This window comes from Streptomyces sp. LaBMicrA B280, from assembly GCF_049222185.1.
GTDB lineage: Bacteria > Actinomycetota > Actinomycetes > Streptomycetales > Streptomycetaceae > Streptomyces > Streptomyces murinus.
In genome coordinates this window covers 97,880-113,723 of the sequence record NZ_JBMJCT010000014.1, presented here as the reverse complement: position 1 = coordinate 113,723, position 15,844 = coordinate 97,880, and the positions used below count along the sequence as shown (strand labels likewise).

The following is a 15,844-nucleotide window of genomic DNA, read 5'->3' as shown; positions in this document are numbered from 1 at the left end:
CCCGCGCGGAATGACGTTATAGTCACACGGTCGCGAAAAACGATGTTCCGTGCGGTGTCGTCCGCCGGGCATCGCGCATACATCGACGCAGACGGTTCTGCTCGGTGAGCGTCTCCCAGCCGGGATCGGGCGTCCCGCCCGCTTCCGGCGCTGACCACCGCCGGCCCGTGCCGGCGCGACGGAGGAGCGCACCATGCGGAAGACCATCGCCATCGTCGGAGCCGGACTGGGCGGGCTGACGCTCGCCCGCGTGCTCCAGACGCACGGCGTCGCCGCGACGATCTACGAGAGCGAGGCGTCGCCGAAGGCGCGTGCGCAAGGCGGCCTGCTCGACATCCACGAAGAAACCGGACAGGTCGCCCTTCGCTCGGCCGGTCTGTACGACGCGTTCCGCACCCTGGTCCGCCCGGGCGAGGACGCCAAGCGCGTGGTCGACCGCCACGGGGCGATCCTGTTCGACCTGCCCGCGGACCCCGCGTCGGCCCGTCCGGAGGTGGACCGCGGCGAACTCAGGCGCCTGCTCATCGACTCGCTGGCACCCGGGACGATCAGGTGGGGTCACCAGCTCGCCTCGGTCCGCCACCACCCGGAGGGCGGCTACGACCTCGCCTTCGCGGCAGGTTCCGCCACGCGCGCCGACCTGGTCATCGGCGCGGACGGCGCCTGGTCGAGGGTACGGCCGCTGCTCACCCACGCCGAGCCCCGCTACAGCGGAACCTGCTTCATCGAGATCGCCCTCGCCGCGGGCGACCACGACTGCCGGGCGAGCGTGGCCGCGATCGGCGGCGGCACGCTGATGGCGGTCGCCCCGGGCAAGGGCATCATCGCCCATCGCTGCGCCGACGGGCAGGTGCGCGGATACGTGGCGCTGAACAAGCCCGAGGAGTGGCTGAGGTCGATCGACTTCGGCGACCCGGCCGCCGGTCTCCGTCGACTCGCTGACGAGTTCGCCGACTGGTCGCCGCTGCTCACCGACTTCGTGACCCGGAGCGACGCGCGACCGTGGCTCCGGCCCATCCACGCCCTGCCCGTCGGCCTCGCCTGGGACAGGGTGCCCGGCGCGACGCTCCTCGGCGACGCCGCGCATCTGATGTCGCCCTTCGCCGGTGAGGGTGCGAACCTCGCCATGTACGACGGCGCCGACCTGGCGCGCGAGCTGGTCGGGCGACCCGACGCCGAGGCCGCGCTCACCGCCTACGAGGAGCGGCTGTTCCCGCGTGGTCGCGATGCCGCCGCCCGCTCGGCGAAGAACCTGGAGAGCTTCTTCGGCCAGGGAGCACCGGGGAGCGTGGCCGCGCTGTTCGGTCACTCCTGACGCCTCGCCCCGACCCGCCCGGGGTCACGGCTGGTTGCCGTTGGAGGCGAGCCGGGCGCCCATCTCCGCGTTGGCGCGCTCGGACCGGCTGTTGGCCTGGTCGTGTTTGAGCCGGAGGTAGTCGTACAGGGCCCGTACGCACAGATCCCGGGTGCGGTAGGTCGCGTCCGAGGCCAGTTCGAGGTCCTTGGTGACCTCCATCAGCTCGCCGTCGGCCGTGGTGTACACCGGGTGCCAGATCAGTTCCACGGCCGGGTTGAGCGCCATGACCACGCGCAGCTGCGGGACCTCCTGCGCGATGAGGACGCTGTCGGGGTTGTACGCCCGCAGGAAGATGTGGACGGGGCCGCGGGCGCGGGTCACGAACGCCTTGGACAGGACGTTCCACATCGGCGTCTTGAGCATCCAGTCCATGGTCAGCTGGAGTGCGTTGACCACACTGCCGAAAGGGGTGGACTCCAGGGGCGTATGGCCCTTGGAGCGGGCGTAGACGCTGGTGTCGATGCCGCCGGACCACAGGGCCATCGTCGGCCGGTCGATCTCCAGATAGTCGCCGACGAGTCGCACCAACTCCTGGTACCAGCTGTTCGACGCGCGGTGGTCGCGCTGCTCCTGGCGTTCGGTGAACTTCGCCAGCGCCTCGTCGTTGAGCTGTCCCTGTTCGGCGATGCCGCCCAGGATCAGCTGCCAGGCGGCGTCCGTGACGTCCTGCGGAAAGCCCACCTTGTCCATCATGTCGCGGAAGGTGTCCCACTCGCCGTGTGCGGTGGGATCGGCGGCATTGCGCCGTGCTTCCTCCCTGACGCCGTCAGTTCCCTGGCCCTGCACCCGTTGCACCTGCCGGGTGACGGCCGCGTTGCCCACGGTCCGCTGGAGGGCGGCGAGCCCGGCGGGGTGCGGCCCCGGCCCGGCGGTGAACTGCGGGGCCGGGCCCGGTATCTGCCTCCTGCGTGCCGCCGCGGGCGCCGCCGGCACCGGGGATGTCGCTCTGTCTCGCACGCGCTGACCAGCCCTCCGGTCACTCAGGCCGCCATCGGCTCCGAGGGGCCGAGGCTAGGCCCTCGGTACGGGCCCCGCAAGGACCGAAAGGGCAGCCGGGAGGGCATGGCGAACCGGCGCGCCCGGCCCCTCCCGGAGGCCGGCCGAGCCTCCGTCAGCGCACCCTGCCCCGCGGCTTCAGCGGCACCTCCGGCAGCTTCGGGGCGTGCAGCGGGGCGCCGTCGTAGCCCTTCACCTCGCCGAAGCGGGTGCCCTGGGACCAGTCCTCGCGGGCCTGTTCGATCTCGGCCTGGGTGCGGGCCACGAAGTTCCACCACATATCGCACTACGCCGCTGTTTCCGCAGGTCAACGACCTGCGTGACTGCTCCTGGTCAGCAAAAGGTCAGCATCAGTCGCGAGGAGTCGGTCGGCCGTGGCGCGGGATTCGTTGGTTCGGGGAATGGGCTCGTTCTTCAAGGAGTGCGAGCATCCGCGATCCCGGTGGCCGAAGTGCCCCCACCCCTACAAGATCCGGTACCGGTCGGCGACCGGCAAGCAGTTGGAGGAGTCGGGGTTCACGGACCGCGACAAGGCCATCGGGCGTTTGACAGAGATCTACAACGAGAAGAAGGCGGCACCGCAGGCTCGGTCGACGGAGCGCATTCAGAAGTACGGGACGATGCGGTTCGACGAGTACGTCGAGGAGTGGAAGGCTGGCCAACGTCATCTGGCTGTCTCGTCGGTTCGCCACCTCGACTCGCTTTTGGAGCATCACCTCTACCCGGCGCTCGCCAGCCGACGAATGAACTCCTTCGATCACAAGGTCGTTGACGGCTTTATCCGTATCATGGAACGCAACGGCGTCGGTCTGGCTACTCAGTCCAACGCCTTCGACAAGCTGCGCTCGGTCCTCCTGGACGCACATAGGCTCGGGATCTTTCCCGATAACCCGGTGGCCGGCGTCAAGCCGCCGCAGTACGACCCTGCGCGCGCCGTGATCCCGTCCCCCGAACAGCTGCGCGCGATACGCACCGCAGGTGATGACGCGTTCATGTTGATCGTCGACCTGATGAGCGGTTGCGGTCTACGGAACGGCGAAGCGGCGGCCGTGAACCTCAACAACATCGTCGCCGACAACGTGTACCGGGTCACCGAGCAGGTCATTCTGTCCAAAAGGCAGTACGGCCCGCTTAAGCACCGTAAGGCGGGGGACTACCGCGACGTTCCGCTTCCCCCTCGGGTCAGGGAGACGATCGAGTGGTACGCCGAGACGTACGGAACGGTCGACGGCTACCTTCTGCGTCAGCCGACCGACCCCAGCAAGCCGTATCCGCACTGGGGAATGGAGAATCAGTGGCGGCGGATCAGGGCAGCAGGTGAGGTGGATATTCCGGAAGGGATGGTGCTCTACGGGAACCGTCACTTCTTCGCATCCAACTGCCTGAGCAACGGCATTCCGATCACGGACGTTGCCGAGTGGATGGGGCACAGGAGCCTCGACGTCACGTTCAAGATCTACAGGCACCTGATGCCCGGTTCGATCAGCACGGCCGCCAGGGTGCTCAACCTCAACCTTGCTGTCTGAGCGGAAACCCACGTTTGGCCAAGCGAGGGCCCCGACGCCGCAGGCAACATACATCTGGGGAGATAGCGTGCCGTCCGGACGGGTTGCTCCGGGCTTGCGAGCCGTCCGCCCAACCTCAGCCTTTAGGGCCGTTGCGATGTCCCTGGGTTACCCTCTGGTAGTGGTAAGGGCCAACGGTCGCTGAGCCAGTTCACCGTGCTCCTTGCCGCTCACAGTCGTGCCTTGGACGGGGGAGTCGCGGACCGTCGCCGTTCAGCGTGGCAGGCCGCGCCCGCACCGTCCGCGACGTGGGACTTCATGGCCGAGACGGCGAACGAGAGCGAAGACCGGCGTGGGGTAGCTGGTTCGGGCAGACCGTCGGGCCACTCCCTCCCCCGGGTGAGGCTACGCGGCGAGGTCCAGGTTGAGGACTCTCGCGGCTGTGCTGACCGAGCCTGGCATAAGGTGACGGTAAGTCTTGAAAGTGATGGCGATGTTCTTGTGCCCCATCCACTCAGCCACGTCGGTGATGGGTATGCCGTGGGTGAGGCAGTTGGAAGCGAAGAAGTGCCGGAAGCCGTAGATCACCATTCCCTGGGGGATGTCGATCCGTGCCTTCTTGATGCGTCGCCACTGGTTGCTGAGGCAGTGGTGCGGGAACGTCCGGGATGGATCGCTCGGGTGGCGCAGCAGGTAGCCGTTGACGGTGCCGTGCTTGTCGGCATACCGCTCGATGGTCTGCCTGACCCGCACAGGCAGGGGTACGTCACGGTACTCGTTCGACATTCGGTGCTTGAGCGGGGCGTACTGGCCGGTGGTCTGGTTGACCTGTTCCGTGACCCGGTAGACATCGCCGGCCACGATGTTACGGAGGTTGACCGCCGCCGCCTCGCCATTACGCAGACCACAGCCGCTCATCAGGTCCGCGATCAGCAAGAAGCGGTCGTCGCCGGCAACACGTATCCGCCGCAACTGCTCCGGTGAGGGAATGACTGCGCGCTCGGGGTCGTACTGCGGTGCCTTCACACCCGCAAGGGGACTCTCGTCGAACAAGCCCAGCCGGTGGGCGTCCAGCAGGATTGCTTTGAGTTTGTCGAAGGCGTTGGCCTGCGTAGCCAGGCCAACGCCTTGGCGTTCCATGGTCTGGATGAAGCCGTCGACGATCTTGGGGTCGAACGTGTTCATCCGTCGACTGCCCAGGGCAGGAAAGAGGTGATGCTGTAGCAGAGAGTCTAGGTGCCGGACCGAGGCTGGGCCCAGGTCCCGCTGGCCGGCCTTCCACTCCGTCGCGTACTCCTCGAACCGCATCGCCCCATAGATCGCCAGCCGTTCTACCCTGGCTTGCGTTCGCGGGCCGGCAGCCTTCTTCTCGTTGTAGATCTCCGTCAGACGCCTGATGGCCTTGTCCTGGGTTGCAAACCCCGACTCCTCTACCTGTTTTCCGGCCAACGAACGGAACCGGATCTTGTAGGAGTGAGGGCACTTCGACCACCGGGACCGCGGATGCTCACACACCTTGAAGAACGAACCCATTCCACGAATCAACGAACGAGACACAGAAAAATATCCGATCAAGCGCTAATGTCTAACAGTCGCAACGCAGCAACTGGTTAGTCCAAGTCGACAATTCATCGCCCTACAGGACGCGTTGCTGCTTAGCCCATGCCTCGACTTCCGACGCCTTGAATCGAATCTTTGCGTTGACACCTGATCCGAACCTGTACGGGGCGAGTCCTGAACCCGAGGCATTCCTGTAGATCCACGAAACGGAAACGTTTAGATACTCAGCCGTTTCTCGCGCGCTCATGAACTGTGCTTTCATAGTCCCTCAAGAGTCCGGTCGAATGCTCTTTCGCCCACTGATCTTATTGGTGGGTAGCAGTGATGACAGTTCCATGGTCCGTCCGGTCGCCGGTTTGCCTAACCGACGAAGAGGGGCTATGTTGCGGGCCGCTGAGCTCTTGAAAATGGCTCTTATCGTCCGTCACTCGTCCGTGCCCCAGAACCTAGGCGTCGGCTGTGCGTTGCTCACACCATCGGGAGTTGCAGGCACTAGGCTCCGTGGAGTCGATTTCTCGTCGGCGTCCGGTTCGATCTTCGCTTGCGTCTTCCTCAGCGCATGCTCTGTCCCGTTCGGCTGTCTCCTGTGTTGGGACGCCGTTGGTCGTGGCATGGAGGCTCCTAGCAGGTTTTTGGTCTGCTGGTGGTACACGGCTCAGATGCAGTTTGACCAGCGAAAACAACTCCGATCGCCACAAGCTGCAGTTGGCTGGTCCGGGCATGGTCCGGATCTTGATTCGAAGGTTCGTGGTGATGAGCGCTGCTCGCATGTTGCGCTTGTACGACGATGACGGCCTCTCCCACGACACGGTGGGACAGCCGACTGCCCGCACCGGCCGGCTCCGTTCCCCCTCGCGCGGCGGGTAATCGCCCCCTGCACAACGTGGCAGGCCCGACGCCTGGCCGCCGACTTCGGTGCGGGGATAGACGCCCGGACCGCGTGGGTAATGGCCCGCCTGGCCCGTCATCCCGACGAACGCGGCCACGCCATGAGCCACTTGGACGACGATCACCCGGCCGCGAACTTAGCTGAACTGCAGGCTGAGTTCGGTCCGGCGCAGTCGACGGCGTCCGGCACTCGGTGGCATCGCTTGGTGAGCCTGCGTACACCTGTGCGCCCGGCGATGAGAGGTAGGTGGTCGTCTGGGCGGGGGAGCTTGTGGCCATCTGCTGCTCGACCGTGAGGGGTCGTCATGGAACTCGTCCGCCGCGCGGTACCACCTGTGCTGCTGTCCTGCCTGCTGCTGACGGGCTGCTCATCCGCTTCGCAACCAGGCTCGGCTACTTCGGGGAAGGACGGTACGCCCGCGGCGGGGCCGTCCGGCACGGTTGCGTCTCCTGGTGCGGCGAGGATTCCGGTCGGGGCAGGGCCGCAGAAGACGTACATGGTGCAGAAGCAGCCGGCCGCGGACAACTGCCGCTACCGGTACGAGAAGGGCGAGCCCATCGAGGACACCACGTGTACTCCCGGCGCCACATCACCGGCGGTGACGTAGGCGAACCTCGCATCGACGATCTGCCGCAAGAGCGGCTACACGAAGGGCATCCGGCCCCCGGAGAGTGTGACCGGACCGGAGAAGCGCGCGAACGCCGCCTCCTACAGTTACACCGGCCGCCTCGGCGACGCCGAGTACGACCACCTGATCTCCCTCGAACTCGGCGGCGCCCCCAACGACCGCCCGCAACCTGTGGGTCGAGCCCCCGGACCCCGGCCACAAGACCGGCTCGGGCGTGAACAACCTCAAGGACCCCGTCGAGTCGAAGCTGCACACCGCGGTCTGCTCTGGGAAGACCACCCTCAAGGCGGCCCAGCAGGCCATCGTCACCGACTGGACCACCGCCCTGAGCAGGCTCGGCCTGAGCTGAAGTGGGCAGCTGGCGCTAGCCGATCTGGGGGCCAGGATCGCCGCCTTCTATGAGGCCCGGCTCCCAGCCGGCCAGCGCCCCTCCTCGTCGCTGCGGCTAACGAGGAAGGCGCACCGACGCCGTGTCAACGCCCGGATCTCGACTGCCGGGGCTACCACCCCGGCTCCCAACCCGCAGCACAGACGCCGACCCGGATGCTGCAGCGGCCCCGGCCGTCAGAGACTGCTTGCGGGCGAGGCCCTGTAGATCGGACACCGTGCTCTTCGACGGAAGCGGCCCCGCTGGCGGAGGACAGCGAGCGGCCCCGCTGACGGCTCGCGGTCATCGTCGTGCTGCTTACCGTGGTCGCCATCGTGGCGCGCACGGTGGTGGCGAAGGCGCGGCCCGAGGATTTACGGCACATTCTTCCCGGCCTGGGCCAGGTCCTGGCCGCACTGGCCCTGTTCCTCCCCTGGGGCACGTGACGTGGGGCCGACGGTAGCGCCGTCGGTCCCTATACGGTTCGAGCCCAGAGGAGGGAGCCGGCGGCAGCTGCGAGGCTGAGGCAGCCTGGGCCTGCGCGGAGCGGACCACGCGGCCTCGCGCTCGATGCGGGCCCAGACCGGTTCACCTCCGCCTGCGCGGAGCGGACCGCCGCGGCCAGCGCCCCCCGTCCTCCCCGCACGTCCGCTCTGCGTAGGCGGAGGTGAACCGTAGTCGGGACCGGCGAACTGGCCGTCCATGGAGTCCGCTCCGGGCAGGCGGAGGTGAACCGTACGCCGGGAGCAGGCCGCCGCGATCCTGAGCGGATCGTCGTCATTGTCGGGTGGGTTGTTGACGGTCAGCAACGGAAACTCGGCGGTGGTCAGGGCTCGTTCGTTAGCGGTATGGAGAAGGGTATTGTCGGCCCAGCCTTCGTCACAACCGGTGCATCGTTCATGCGACACGCAGGAAGCGGGCGCGGGCGGCGCCTACGGCATAGCTGTCCGAGCAGGCTCGGGTGTCCCATGTCGGCTAGTCACGGGTCTTCGCGAGGTTTGAGGAGCAGATGACGACATTCGTCGGCTAGGGGGAGACAGAGGACTCACCAGACCTGCTGGACTCGGCCGTGCCCGAGCCGTACCCGAAGTTCCTTTACAGGGCGGTCCTTAGGACGCTCGGTGGCTTCCCTCAACTTCGGCGGAGATAAGGTGACTGCGACCACTCCATGCAGGGGAAACCATGCGCAAACTCGCAACCGTCGTCGGTGTGGCTTTACTGCTGTTCACGGCAGCTACCCAAACCGCCAACGCCGCGGCTCAGCAGCCCGTCGCCGCGTCACCGTGCACGGCGGTCGGCAGCAACCTGTACAACCGCACCTACGCATGCGCCAAGGTCCACCACTCCGTTCCCGTCATCGTGGGGACCAAAGAGGGACTTGTTGATGCTGTCACGGCACACGAGATCCAACTGAATGTCAAAAGTCGCACTTTCACCGACAAGGTCTCGCTTGAGATCCACGGCTATACGGGCGATGCCAACATCAGAGGGCTGACCCTTAGTCTGTCCGTCAGCTGTGGTGGGACCTGCAAGGCTTCCGTTGCGGGACTTCGGGGAATAGCCGGTGAAGATCGGCGAGGAGGCCCAGGGCACCGTCACCTTCTCCGACAGCGCTACGACGCAGAACAGGACGAAGGCCAGCTACTCCTTCGCGCCGAGTCCCGGGTTCAGTGGGCCTGGCATCCGCGAAACGTCACCTGAATTCCGGTGCGACAACCTGATCGGCGGGCAGGGTGCCGGCTGCGTACTTCCGGGCTACATACCCACGATGACCACCATGGCAACGCTCCCCAACATTGCGGCGAATATTCGCCGCATTCAGGCGGCGGGCCCCAGCCACTTCGGACGCAAAGCTGACGGAAAGCCGCTGACGCGTAGCATCAAACCGAAGGTGGAGAGCGACAACCGCAATGTAGCCTGCCCTAAGTCACGGAAGCGTCCAGCGGGCAAGTCCTGTGACGAATACCCGTTCGCGAAGACCAACCAGGGGGCCTCTCTGAGTAAGCAGCCCGACTGGGGCTGGGCCTGGGTGCCGACAAGTGAGCAGAACTCGCAGGGTGGGCGCGTAGGAGCTTTTTGGAAGTCGGACCGTGTACTTGACGGTGACCCTTTCTGGGTTGCCGTGTAGGAGGTGGCTGTGGTCTCGGCAACCGCCCGGATCTGGGCGAGCAACAATCAGTACTGGATGAACGGCGACGTCTTCGACGTCGGTGAATGGAACTACACCGGGTTCAATGGTCTCGTGGCGCCCATCGCGGCTCCCGGCGTTCTTCACGACCCGGGTGACTTCGCCGTCGTCATGACGGGCACTGAAACCGGCCAAGTCGCCGTCACCGTCGAGGTGACCGAACTTGAACCAGGGCCCGCCGACGACGGTGCCTGGGACGAGATCGTCGAGGTGAGCCTGCTGCTCCCCGGCGCAAGCCCCCGCGTCACTACTGACATGGAAGACGAGGCACCGCTCCTGCCGGCCTTCACCGCCGCGGGCCCCGGCCCGTTCCGGGTGCGCGTGCATGCTCGGGGCCGTGATGCCGGACAGGAGGAACTCATTGTCGAGGATGACCCCGTAGAGGAACACCTCATCCAGGTATGGCCTGCGCCCGCAGCACCGACACAAGTGATCAAGACGAGTGATGCCTACGGCATGAGCCTTAGAACACCCAACTGAATCCCGATTACAAGGTGATCTCAGCGGGGGCCGGGCCAACAACGGCCGTAACGGATCCGGCCCCTAGAGGCTGTGTTCAAAGTCCTGGCTGGTGTTCGCCCAGCTCAGAATTCGAACGTGTCTGAGGAACGGTCTGGGGGCTTCCGCGACTCGCGCCGCCAGCTGTCGAGAGGGAGACGGACGAGCGATGAGCTGGAGGGCTGGGATGGACGCGGAGGATCTTGAGATCACGCCAACGAAGGGCCCGTCCTGTGGAGGCGTCCGCGACCTGATCGTGGAGCTTCTGGAGACGCACTCCCTGGTCAGCGGCGTCGCCCCGATCCGCGAGCCCCGGGGTGACGTCGGACTCCGAGTGGAGGTCGGCGGACTCGACTTCGAAGTCTGGGTTGATCCTGCGTAGGGTGGGCGTGCGCCCGCTTCGGCTGACCAACGACGGGCCGCGCTCGCCTCCGCGGCACCGCCGCCCTGCGCCACCTTCTGCTGCGCTCGTCCGTCCGGCTGCGGTGGCACCCGACTGGAAGACACCCTCGGTACTGGCGCCACGCCTCGAGCCGTGCCAGGCCAAGGCCCGTGCCCGGGAAATCATCCGGGCCGCGTGGGCCGGCGACCCGGTTGGCCAGAAGCACGGGGTTGCGACACGGGGTGCGCCTGGCTCTTGCGCTGCAGGTTGCGACAAGGGTTGCGCTCACTGTTGCGCGAGCCGACGCACCGTCTCCGCGTTCTCGCAGGTCACCACACGGATTTGCCGTGGTCGGGCCTCGGACATCCCCGTTGCGGCCGCTCTGTCCATATCCCCTGGCTGGAGTGAAGGATGGGCGGTACGGCCGCGGCCGGGGATCGGGGCATGGCTCGGCCCGGTCGCGCGGCAGCCCGGTCCGCCGCGCCGCTCCCGCCGACCAGGACCGGGACCGGGACCGGGAGTGTCTTCCCGACCGACCACAGACGGCTGGAGCACGCATCGCCGGATGCAATGGTCGCGCGGGCGGCAGGAGTTGGCTGGATATAAGCCCTATATTTTTGCTGATCAGCCCACCATCCATTACAGCGCGGGGATCATTGATGCACGACGTGTAACGGGAGGGCGTGGATGCTCAAGACACTGATGGACCAGTGGAAGGCAAACCAGGAGCAGAAGCGGGCGATCAAGGCGGATCGCTGGGAGCAAAAAAAAACGCTGGCGGGAGGAGGACCGCCGCGAGGCGAAGGAACGGGAAGCCGAGGAAGAGGAGCGTGAGGCCGCAGAACGGCAGAAGAAGGCGGAGAACGACGCGGAGAAGGCCGAGAAAGACGCGAAGGCGCAGGAAACGTATATCTACCTGTACAGATATCACCTGCAAGCCCTCAAGAAGGCCGCAACCGTCTCCTACATTTCACTCACCTGCCACGAAGACACTTGGACGTTCCTCGCCCGAAGGGCCTTCGGTACCTGGTCGCCAGAGTGGCTCACCAGCATCAAACAAGACGGATCGGAGCCGAAGACGCCAGGCCCGACGGCGCCCGCAGGATTCACGAAGGACCCCAACCTCGTACCCGGTCGCATCACCAAGCACGAGAACGGGATGCAGAGTGTCGAAGTGTCCGGTGACAACCTGGTAGCCATCCTTGACAGCCTCTGGGAAGGCGCCTACAGCCGGAATCCCTACAAGACGCTCACCGATTTCGATCCGAACCGCCGTGCCTGCGGCCCACTGCATAGCCGACTCAGTGACTGGCTCGACGACTTGGAGCCGGCCTCGGCCCGTGAACCCGGGCACACTCTTGTGCTGGACGAGCGGATCGAATCCACTACCGCCACATTCCGGGAGTGAACCGGGGAAGGGCCACGTCCCCGGCCGCCCGCGAGCAGTTCGCCACCGTCATCGCTCTGGACAGCGCCAGCACCTGGAAGCGGCCCGCTCCGAAGGCCAGCGCCCACCCCGGCCGTGTCCACGTCGACGGTGACGCCCGCCCAGCCCAGGCGCTGCTGCTGACCGATGCCGAAACCGCTGAGTGGATCGCCCGCCGCAGCGGCTCAGGCACCGGGGTGTCGTCCATGGCCGCACGGTAGAGGCGCTGCGGCTGTGGACACCGCAGTCGCAGCGTTCGCTCACCCGGATGGGCCACGCGCGCTGCCGTCTCGCCGCCGCCTTGCCCAAGAGTGACGGCCGGGCGCCTCCGCCGAAGTCGTCCCCCGCGAAGCCAAAGGACGCCTGTCCGCCCTGCCGGAAGGTACCGCCCGCTGTGTCCAGAACACCACCCGGCTCGTACGAGCCCTCTACGAGCGCCTGGACCGCCTCGCCGCCGCCGCGCCCTATGCCGACACGGCCCGCTGGCGGATCTGGCCCCCCCCGAGCACGGTGTACAGGGCATCCCCCTGGCCGGGCGGACCGTGGGAGCTCATTCGGTGTCGGTGTAGTCCAGGAAGTCGGCGACGGCGGGGATGCCGCGACGTCGGGCGAGTTTTTTGCGCAGGTCTTCGAGCGTGTGGATCATACGGAGTTCGGTGCGGGCCGCGTCGTAGACGTCGCCCAGCCCGGCCAGCCATGGGCATGGATCGCCTCGGACGGGATGCCTTCCAGCGCGGCCATGGCGAGCTGGGTGTGGTAGCTGGGTGCGTAGACGCCCGCGATTTTATCGGCGCGGCGGAACAGATGCTGCTGCGCGCCTTCTACACCTACGCCCTGCCGGAGGGCGGCGCGTACGACCTGATCGCCGAACTCCACGCGGGCCGCCGCGCGGATACCGACGTGAGCCGGTGGCGGGTGGCGAAAGCCCACCTGCTCGCCCGCCCCTGAGCCCGGCCCCTTCACCCGACGCGCAGCTCGCCGTCCTGGGCGACCTGGTCCAGGCCCTGTCGGCCGCCCCGGCCGTGACGCACCTGCTGGTGCGCGGATCGCTCGAAGAAGCCGAGAGCCACCGCCGGCCATCCGCCGCAAGTCAGCCCGCAGCAGGGTCTGTCGTCACCTGCAGGATCTTGATCAGCTCGGTCGCCACAGCGAGGGATTCGTGCAGATCATCAACGACCGCCTGGTCGCTCAGGTCATCGTCTTCGTGCAGCCCGGCGAGCTTGGACAGCGTTTCCGCCGCCTCCTGCCGTTCCACGGTGAGTGCGCTCGGGCCCGAGTACATCTCCCCGTTCAGCCGCATGGCGATCTGCTCCGTCAGCCTGTCGAGTTCCACCAGGACTGACGCGCGGTCGGCCATCTGAGCAAGCCGCACACGCGGGTCCGGATCAACACAGCCCGTGATGCCTTCGCTCTCCGCCATACGTCGCCCAACGACCGGGATCGAAAACAGTCACTCAGCTTGTTCTTTATCTACCCGCATGGCCTTGCAGCCGATCTAACGCTGATCGTGCGCTGGGTTGGGGAGCTTGGTGTATGTGCGGGTGTCGTGCGTATCGGTAACATCGATGACGACACCGGTTCAGTGTTCGGTGGGGATCTCGAGAATGCCCGTGGCGTAGTTGCCGTCTTCGAGCATGTTCGCGGTCAGGTGGACGCCGGTGAGCTCTTCCGCGAGTGCGACGTAGTTCTCCAGGCTGTAGGCGCCCGTTTCGAGGTCGAACCCCGTCTCGCGCATGAGGTCAAGGAGGTGGTCCGGTGTGCTGCCTTCTCGATGGAGGGGACCTTCGAAGCGAGTGCGCAGCTCACCTTCCTCCCACCAGGAGAACAGAGACATGGCGTTCGGGCTGCGGAAGTGCGAGACACCGCGGGTGCCGCGAGTGGCGTGCTTCATCGCATCGGTGTGGATCTCAATGCCGCCGTTGATCTCGAGGGCCAGGACCCAATCGGCGCCCTCGTCGTGGACCAGGGTGACGCCGACGAACATGCGGACGCCCCAGTCGTCCTGATCGTCCTGGAATTCGCGGTCCCGGGCGATGAAGTCATCGAAGCCCTCGCAGTCTTCCTGCGGCTGGGCGCCGATGCGATCGAGGTACTCACGCGGAGTGAGCCCGCGGACCAGCGTCAGGGTGTAGCCCTCAAGCAGGAAGCCGCGGTGGAAGTCGCGGAGCCAGGAGCGTTCGGCCGGTTCAGCGTTCATGGGTGGCCATGGTGCCAGGCGCCACTGACAGGCCACCGGCCAGCCGCCGCAGCCCGTCACGGCCGACTATCGGCCCCACTTGTTCTCCTGACCATCCATAGGCGCAGCGTGCTTGGACGACGGAACGGACGTGGCTTGCTCTATATCTACCAAGATCTGCCGGGTCTGCCGATGGCCTTGAGGGTCTCGGGGCGTTTGACGGTTTTGCCGACGTCGTAGCGGGGTGCGGGGTGCCGGTTCTTGGTGCAGGGTGGGCGTCCGGGGCCGATGCCGCGGAGTTGGGGAACACGGGCCGGACAGAGCAGGTGGGCGCGGATGTTCCTGAACCCTCGGCGGACCCGGGCGGGAGTGAGCCGGTCGAGTCCAGTTGGTTTCTCCCAGGGCCGGCGGAGGTCGGCGGCCATCGGCCGGGCGAGGCGGAGTTGGGCGTGGGCCGCGACGACGAGCCATGTCCACCGGTCCGCGGCCTCGGGAGTACGGACCTTTGGAGTGGTCCAGCCGAGAGTCTGCTTTGTGAACCTGAAGGTGTGCTCAAGGTCGAATCTCCTGAGAAACACCTGCCGCCACAGATCCACGTCTGCCGGGGCGGCGCCGGTGCTGGAGGACCACAGCCAGAGCGGCGGTGCTTCCCGTTCCTTGGAGAGGTGCCCGACCTTCAGCCGGACCAAAGTACCTTCAACGACGGGGAGTTCACCGTCGTGCTCCAGCCAGGCCGAGCGGTGGGTCAACCTCGGGTGAACACGGTCCCACGCCTGGGCCTCAGCCTTGCCGTAGTTGGCGGTGTCGGTGACGGTGGTGATCGCCGCTTCGGGCCAGGTCTCGGGTTGGGCGAAGCGGAACTCCTTGCCGTGCTTCGGCGGCCGTCCGCCCTGGGGGTAGGCCAGGGCGTATCCCTTGGCCGAGGGCTTCGGCAGCCGCATCACCCGGTCGCCGCGGACCCGCCCGACCAACTCGACAGGAAGATCCCTCAGGACCCAGGCCAGGCGGGTGACGTCGTAACCCGCGTCCATGACGATCGTGATGTCCGGGTCGCCGGGCGTCCACTGGCCGGCCGAGATGAGCCGCTCGGTGACGGCGCGGAGCTGGGCGGCGGTGACTGCGGTCGCATCATCTTCGGGTCCGAGTCGGACCACGTCCAGGAACGAGGTCCACGAGGTGGCACCCGGCTCGAGGACGGCGACGAAGGAGTACGGCAACCCTGGGATGAACTGGGAGGCGGACTTCGCCCGGCCGTAGACGTGGCAGAACAGCCGGTCCGCCGAGCACGGTGCGTCCGAGCGAAGCCATGGCGACACGTCGACTGCCAGCACCAAGCGCCCGCCCTCGAACCGGGGCAACGGAAGCCCGGCGAGCAAGGTGCGCAGCCTCCTGACGTCGATCTTGCCCCGGTTGAGAGCTCCGTACAGCGCGCCGTGCCCACGCTGGTGCTCGGGCACCAGCGTCAGGTCCACCGGTGAGGTGACCGGCCCGTCGACGCACAACAGCGCGTCGGTCAGACCGAACAGTTCGTCACGCCGGGTGGTCAGACACGCGTAGAACTCTGCGCGGAAGCGTGACGCTTCCGCGAATGCTTCTCTTCGAACATCCGGGCACACCACACTCATGACAACGGCCTTCGACTGGTTCTCATCGTGACGGAGCACAGGATCAAACGAAGGCCGCTCTCTCGTCCGGCGAATCCCCAGGTGAGCGACTCAGTTCGAGACATCGTTCGGGTCCGGAAGATAAAGGACAAGCTCAGAGGTCGTTCGCTTTCCGAATGCCGTATGCGGACTCCGCTGGTCAGGCATGAGATTGCGGCTGTGGCGGGAGTCTCGACTCGTTGCTGATCGAGTCGGCGTGGGGGTGGCG

The 15,844-nt window shown here is 66.5% G+C and carries 17 protein-coding genes and 1 pseudogene; 11 read left to right on the top strand and 7 right to left on the bottom strand.

The features are described from left to right. Positions 1-193: 193 nt before the first annotated feature. Positions 194-1,315, top strand: a complete 1,122-nt coding sequence (locus ACLF5H_RS14995) for an FAD-dependent oxidoreductase (RefSeq protein ID WP_421676569.1) — start codon at positions 194-196, stop codon at positions 1,313-1,315. Positions 1,316-1,339: 24 nt separating this feature from the next. On the opposite strand, the gene ACLF5H_RS14990 is transcribed toward ACLF5H_RS14995, so the two are convergent. Then, positions 1,340-2,290 (bottom strand): hypothetical protein, encoded by a 951-nt coding sequence (locus ACLF5H_RS14990; protein ID WP_421676568.1) that lies wholly within the window; start codon positions 2,288-2,290, stop codon positions 1,340-1,342. A 178-nt stretch (positions 2,291-2,468) separates the two neighbouring features. Continuing rightward, a pseudogene (locus tag ACLF5H_RS14985) lies at positions 2,469-2,633 on the bottom strand (pirin-like C-terminal cupin domain-containing protein); the annotation flags it as partial. A gap of 94 nt (positions 2,634-2,727) precedes the next feature. Between ACLF5H_RS14985 and ACLF5H_RS14980 the strand changes: the two are divergent. Then, on the top strand, positions 2,728-3,879 hold the full coding sequence (locus tag ACLF5H_RS14980) for a tyrosine-type recombinase/integrase (protein WP_421676567.1): 1,152 nt from the start codon (positions 2,728-2,730) through the stop codon (positions 3,877-3,879). Between the two features lie 384 nt (positions 3,880-4,263). On the opposite strand, the gene ACLF5H_RS14975 is transcribed toward ACLF5H_RS14980, so the two are convergent. Beyond that, on the bottom strand, positions 4,264-5,391 hold the full coding sequence (locus tag ACLF5H_RS14975; RefSeq protein WP_421676566.1) for a tyrosine-type recombinase/integrase: 1,128 nt from the start codon (positions 5,389-5,391) through the stop codon (positions 4,264-4,266). 103 nt (positions 5,392-5,494) lie between these two features. Then, positions 5,495-5,665 (bottom strand): helix-turn-helix domain-containing protein, encoded by a 171-nt coding sequence (locus ACLF5H_RS14970; protein ID WP_421676614.1) that lies wholly within the window; start codon positions 5,663-5,665, stop codon positions 5,495-5,497. 1,484 nt (positions 5,666-7,149) lie between these two features. On the opposite strand from ACLF5H_RS14970, the gene ACLF5H_RS14965 reads away from it, so the two are divergent. The 9 genes from ACLF5H_RS14965 (at position 7,150) to ACLF5H_RS14925 (ending at position 12,744) form a co-directional block, all read left to right on the top strand. Then, complete coding sequence (locus tag ACLF5H_RS14965; RefSeq protein WP_421676565.1) at positions 7,150-7,284, top strand: hypothetical protein; 135 nt, start codon at positions 7,150-7,152, stop codon at positions 7,282-7,284. Positions 7,285-7,613: 329 nt separating this feature from the next. After that, a complete protein-coding gene (locus ACLF5H_RS14960) occupies positions 7,614-7,748 on the top strand; it encodes a hypothetical protein (protein ID WP_421676564.1) in 135 nt (44 codons plus the stop codon). A gap of 736 nt (positions 7,749-8,484) precedes the next feature. Next, positions 8,485-9,003, top strand: coding sequence for a hypothetical protein (locus ACLF5H_RS14955; RefSeq protein ID WP_421676615.1), 519 nt, complete (start codon positions 8,485-8,487; stop codon positions 9,001-9,003). Positions 9,004-9,070: 67 nt separating this feature from the next. Then, on the top strand, positions 9,071-9,430 hold the full coding sequence (locus tag ACLF5H_RS14950) for a NucA/NucB deoxyribonuclease domain-containing protein (protein WP_421676613.1): 360 nt from the start codon (positions 9,071-9,073) through the stop codon (positions 9,428-9,430). Positions 9,431-9,439: 9 nt separating this feature from the next. Then, positions 9,440-9,970 (top strand): hypothetical protein, encoded by a 531-nt coding sequence (locus ACLF5H_RS14945; protein ID WP_421676563.1) that lies wholly within the window; start codon positions 9,440-9,442, stop codon positions 9,968-9,970. A 187-nt stretch (positions 9,971-10,157) separates the two neighbouring features. Then, entirely contained in the window at positions 10,158-10,370 is a 213-nt protein-coding gene (locus tag ACLF5H_RS14940) for a hypothetical protein (RefSeq protein ID WP_421676562.1), read from the top strand. Positions 10,371-11,529: 1,159 nt separating this feature from the next. Then, positions 11,530-11,778: a hypothetical protein gene (locus ACLF5H_RS14935; RefSeq protein WP_421676561.1), complete on the top strand. Its 249-nt coding sequence runs from the start codon at positions 11,530-11,532 to the stop codon at positions 11,776-11,778. Then, a complete protein-coding gene (locus tag ACLF5H_RS14930; protein WP_421676560.1) occupies positions 11,775-12,017 on the top strand; it encodes a hypothetical protein in 243 nt (80 codons plus the stop codon). The genes ACLF5H_RS14935 and ACLF5H_RS14930 overlap by 4 nt, the downstream gene beginning before the upstream one ends. A 475-nt stretch (positions 12,018-12,492) precedes the next feature. Beyond that, the gene (locus tag ACLF5H_RS14925; protein ID WP_421676559.1) at positions 12,493-12,744 is read left to right on the top strand and encodes a hypothetical protein; all 252 of its coding nucleotides are present in this window, start codon (positions 12,493-12,495) and stop codon (positions 12,742-12,744) included. A 142-nt stretch (positions 12,745-12,886) separates the two neighbouring features. Here the strand turns inward: ACLF5H_RS14925 and ACLF5H_RS14920 are convergent, their stop codons facing one another. The 3 genes from ACLF5H_RS14920 to ACLF5H_RS14910 all read right to left on the bottom strand — a co-directional run bounded on the left by ACLF5H_RS14920 (position 12,887) and on the right by ACLF5H_RS14910 (position 15,597). Then, positions 12,887-13,216 carry a hypothetical protein gene (locus ACLF5H_RS14920; protein WP_421676558.1) on the bottom strand — a complete coding sequence of 110 codons (330 nt, stop codon included), beginning with the start codon at positions 13,214-13,216 and terminating at the stop codon, positions 12,887-12,889. 159 nt (positions 13,217-13,375) lie between these two features. After that, entirely contained in the window at positions 13,376-13,993 is a 618-nt protein-coding gene (locus tag ACLF5H_RS14915; protein WP_421676557.1) for a DUF6461 domain-containing protein, read from the bottom strand. Between the two features lie 146 nt (positions 13,994-14,139). Next, on the bottom strand, positions 14,140-15,597 hold the full coding sequence (locus ACLF5H_RS14910) for an NF041680 family putative transposase (RefSeq protein ID WP_421676556.1): 1,458 nt from the start codon (positions 15,595-15,597) through the stop codon (positions 14,140-14,142). Positions 15,598-15,844: the final 247 nt, after the last annotated feature.

Bases quoted from the DNA above. Each gene is read 5' to 3' on its own strand.
- ACLF5H_RS14950 (WP_421676613.1), top strand. From the start codon at position 9,071: ATGACCACCATGGCAACGCTCCCCAACATTGCGGCGAATATTCGCCGC.
- ACLF5H_RS14910 (WP_421676556.1), bottom strand. From the start codon at position 15,597: ATGAGTGTGGTGTGCCCGGATGTTCGAAGAGAAGCATTCGCGGAAGCG.
- ACLF5H_RS14915 (WP_421676557.1), bottom strand. From the start codon at position 13,993: ATGAACGCTGAACCGGCCGAACGCTCCTGGCTCCGCGACTTCCACCGC.
- ACLF5H_RS14970 (WP_421676614.1), bottom strand. From the start codon at position 5,665: ATGAGCGCGCGAGAAACGGCTGAGTATCTAAACGTTTCCGTTTCGTGG.
- ACLF5H_RS14955 (WP_421676615.1), top strand. From the start codon at position 8,485: ATGCGCAAACTCGCAACCGTCGTCGGTGTGGCTTTACTGCTGTTCACG.
- ACLF5H_RS14975 (WP_421676566.1), bottom strand. From the start codon at position 5,391: ATGGGTTCGTTCTTCAAGGTGTGTGAGCATCCGCGGTCCCGGTGGTCG.
- ACLF5H_RS14925 (WP_421676559.1), top strand. From the start codon at position 12,493: ATGGGCATGGATCGCCTCGGACGGGATGCCTTCCAGCGCGGCCATGGC.
- ACLF5H_RS14995 (WP_421676569.1), top strand. From the start codon at position 194: ATGCGGAAGACCATCGCCATCGTCGGAGCCGGACTGGGCGGGCTGACG.
- ACLF5H_RS14920 (WP_421676558.1), bottom strand. From the start codon at position 13,216: ATGGCGGAGAGCGAAGGCATCACGGGCTGTGTTGATCCGGACCCGCGT.
- ACLF5H_RS14940 (WP_421676562.1), top strand. From the start codon at position 10,158: ATGAGCTGGAGGGCTGGGATGGACGCGGAGGATCTTGAGATCACGCCA.
- ACLF5H_RS14935 (WP_421676561.1), top strand. From the start codon at position 11,530: ATGCAGAGTGTCGAAGTGTCCGGTGACAACCTGGTAGCCATCCTTGAC.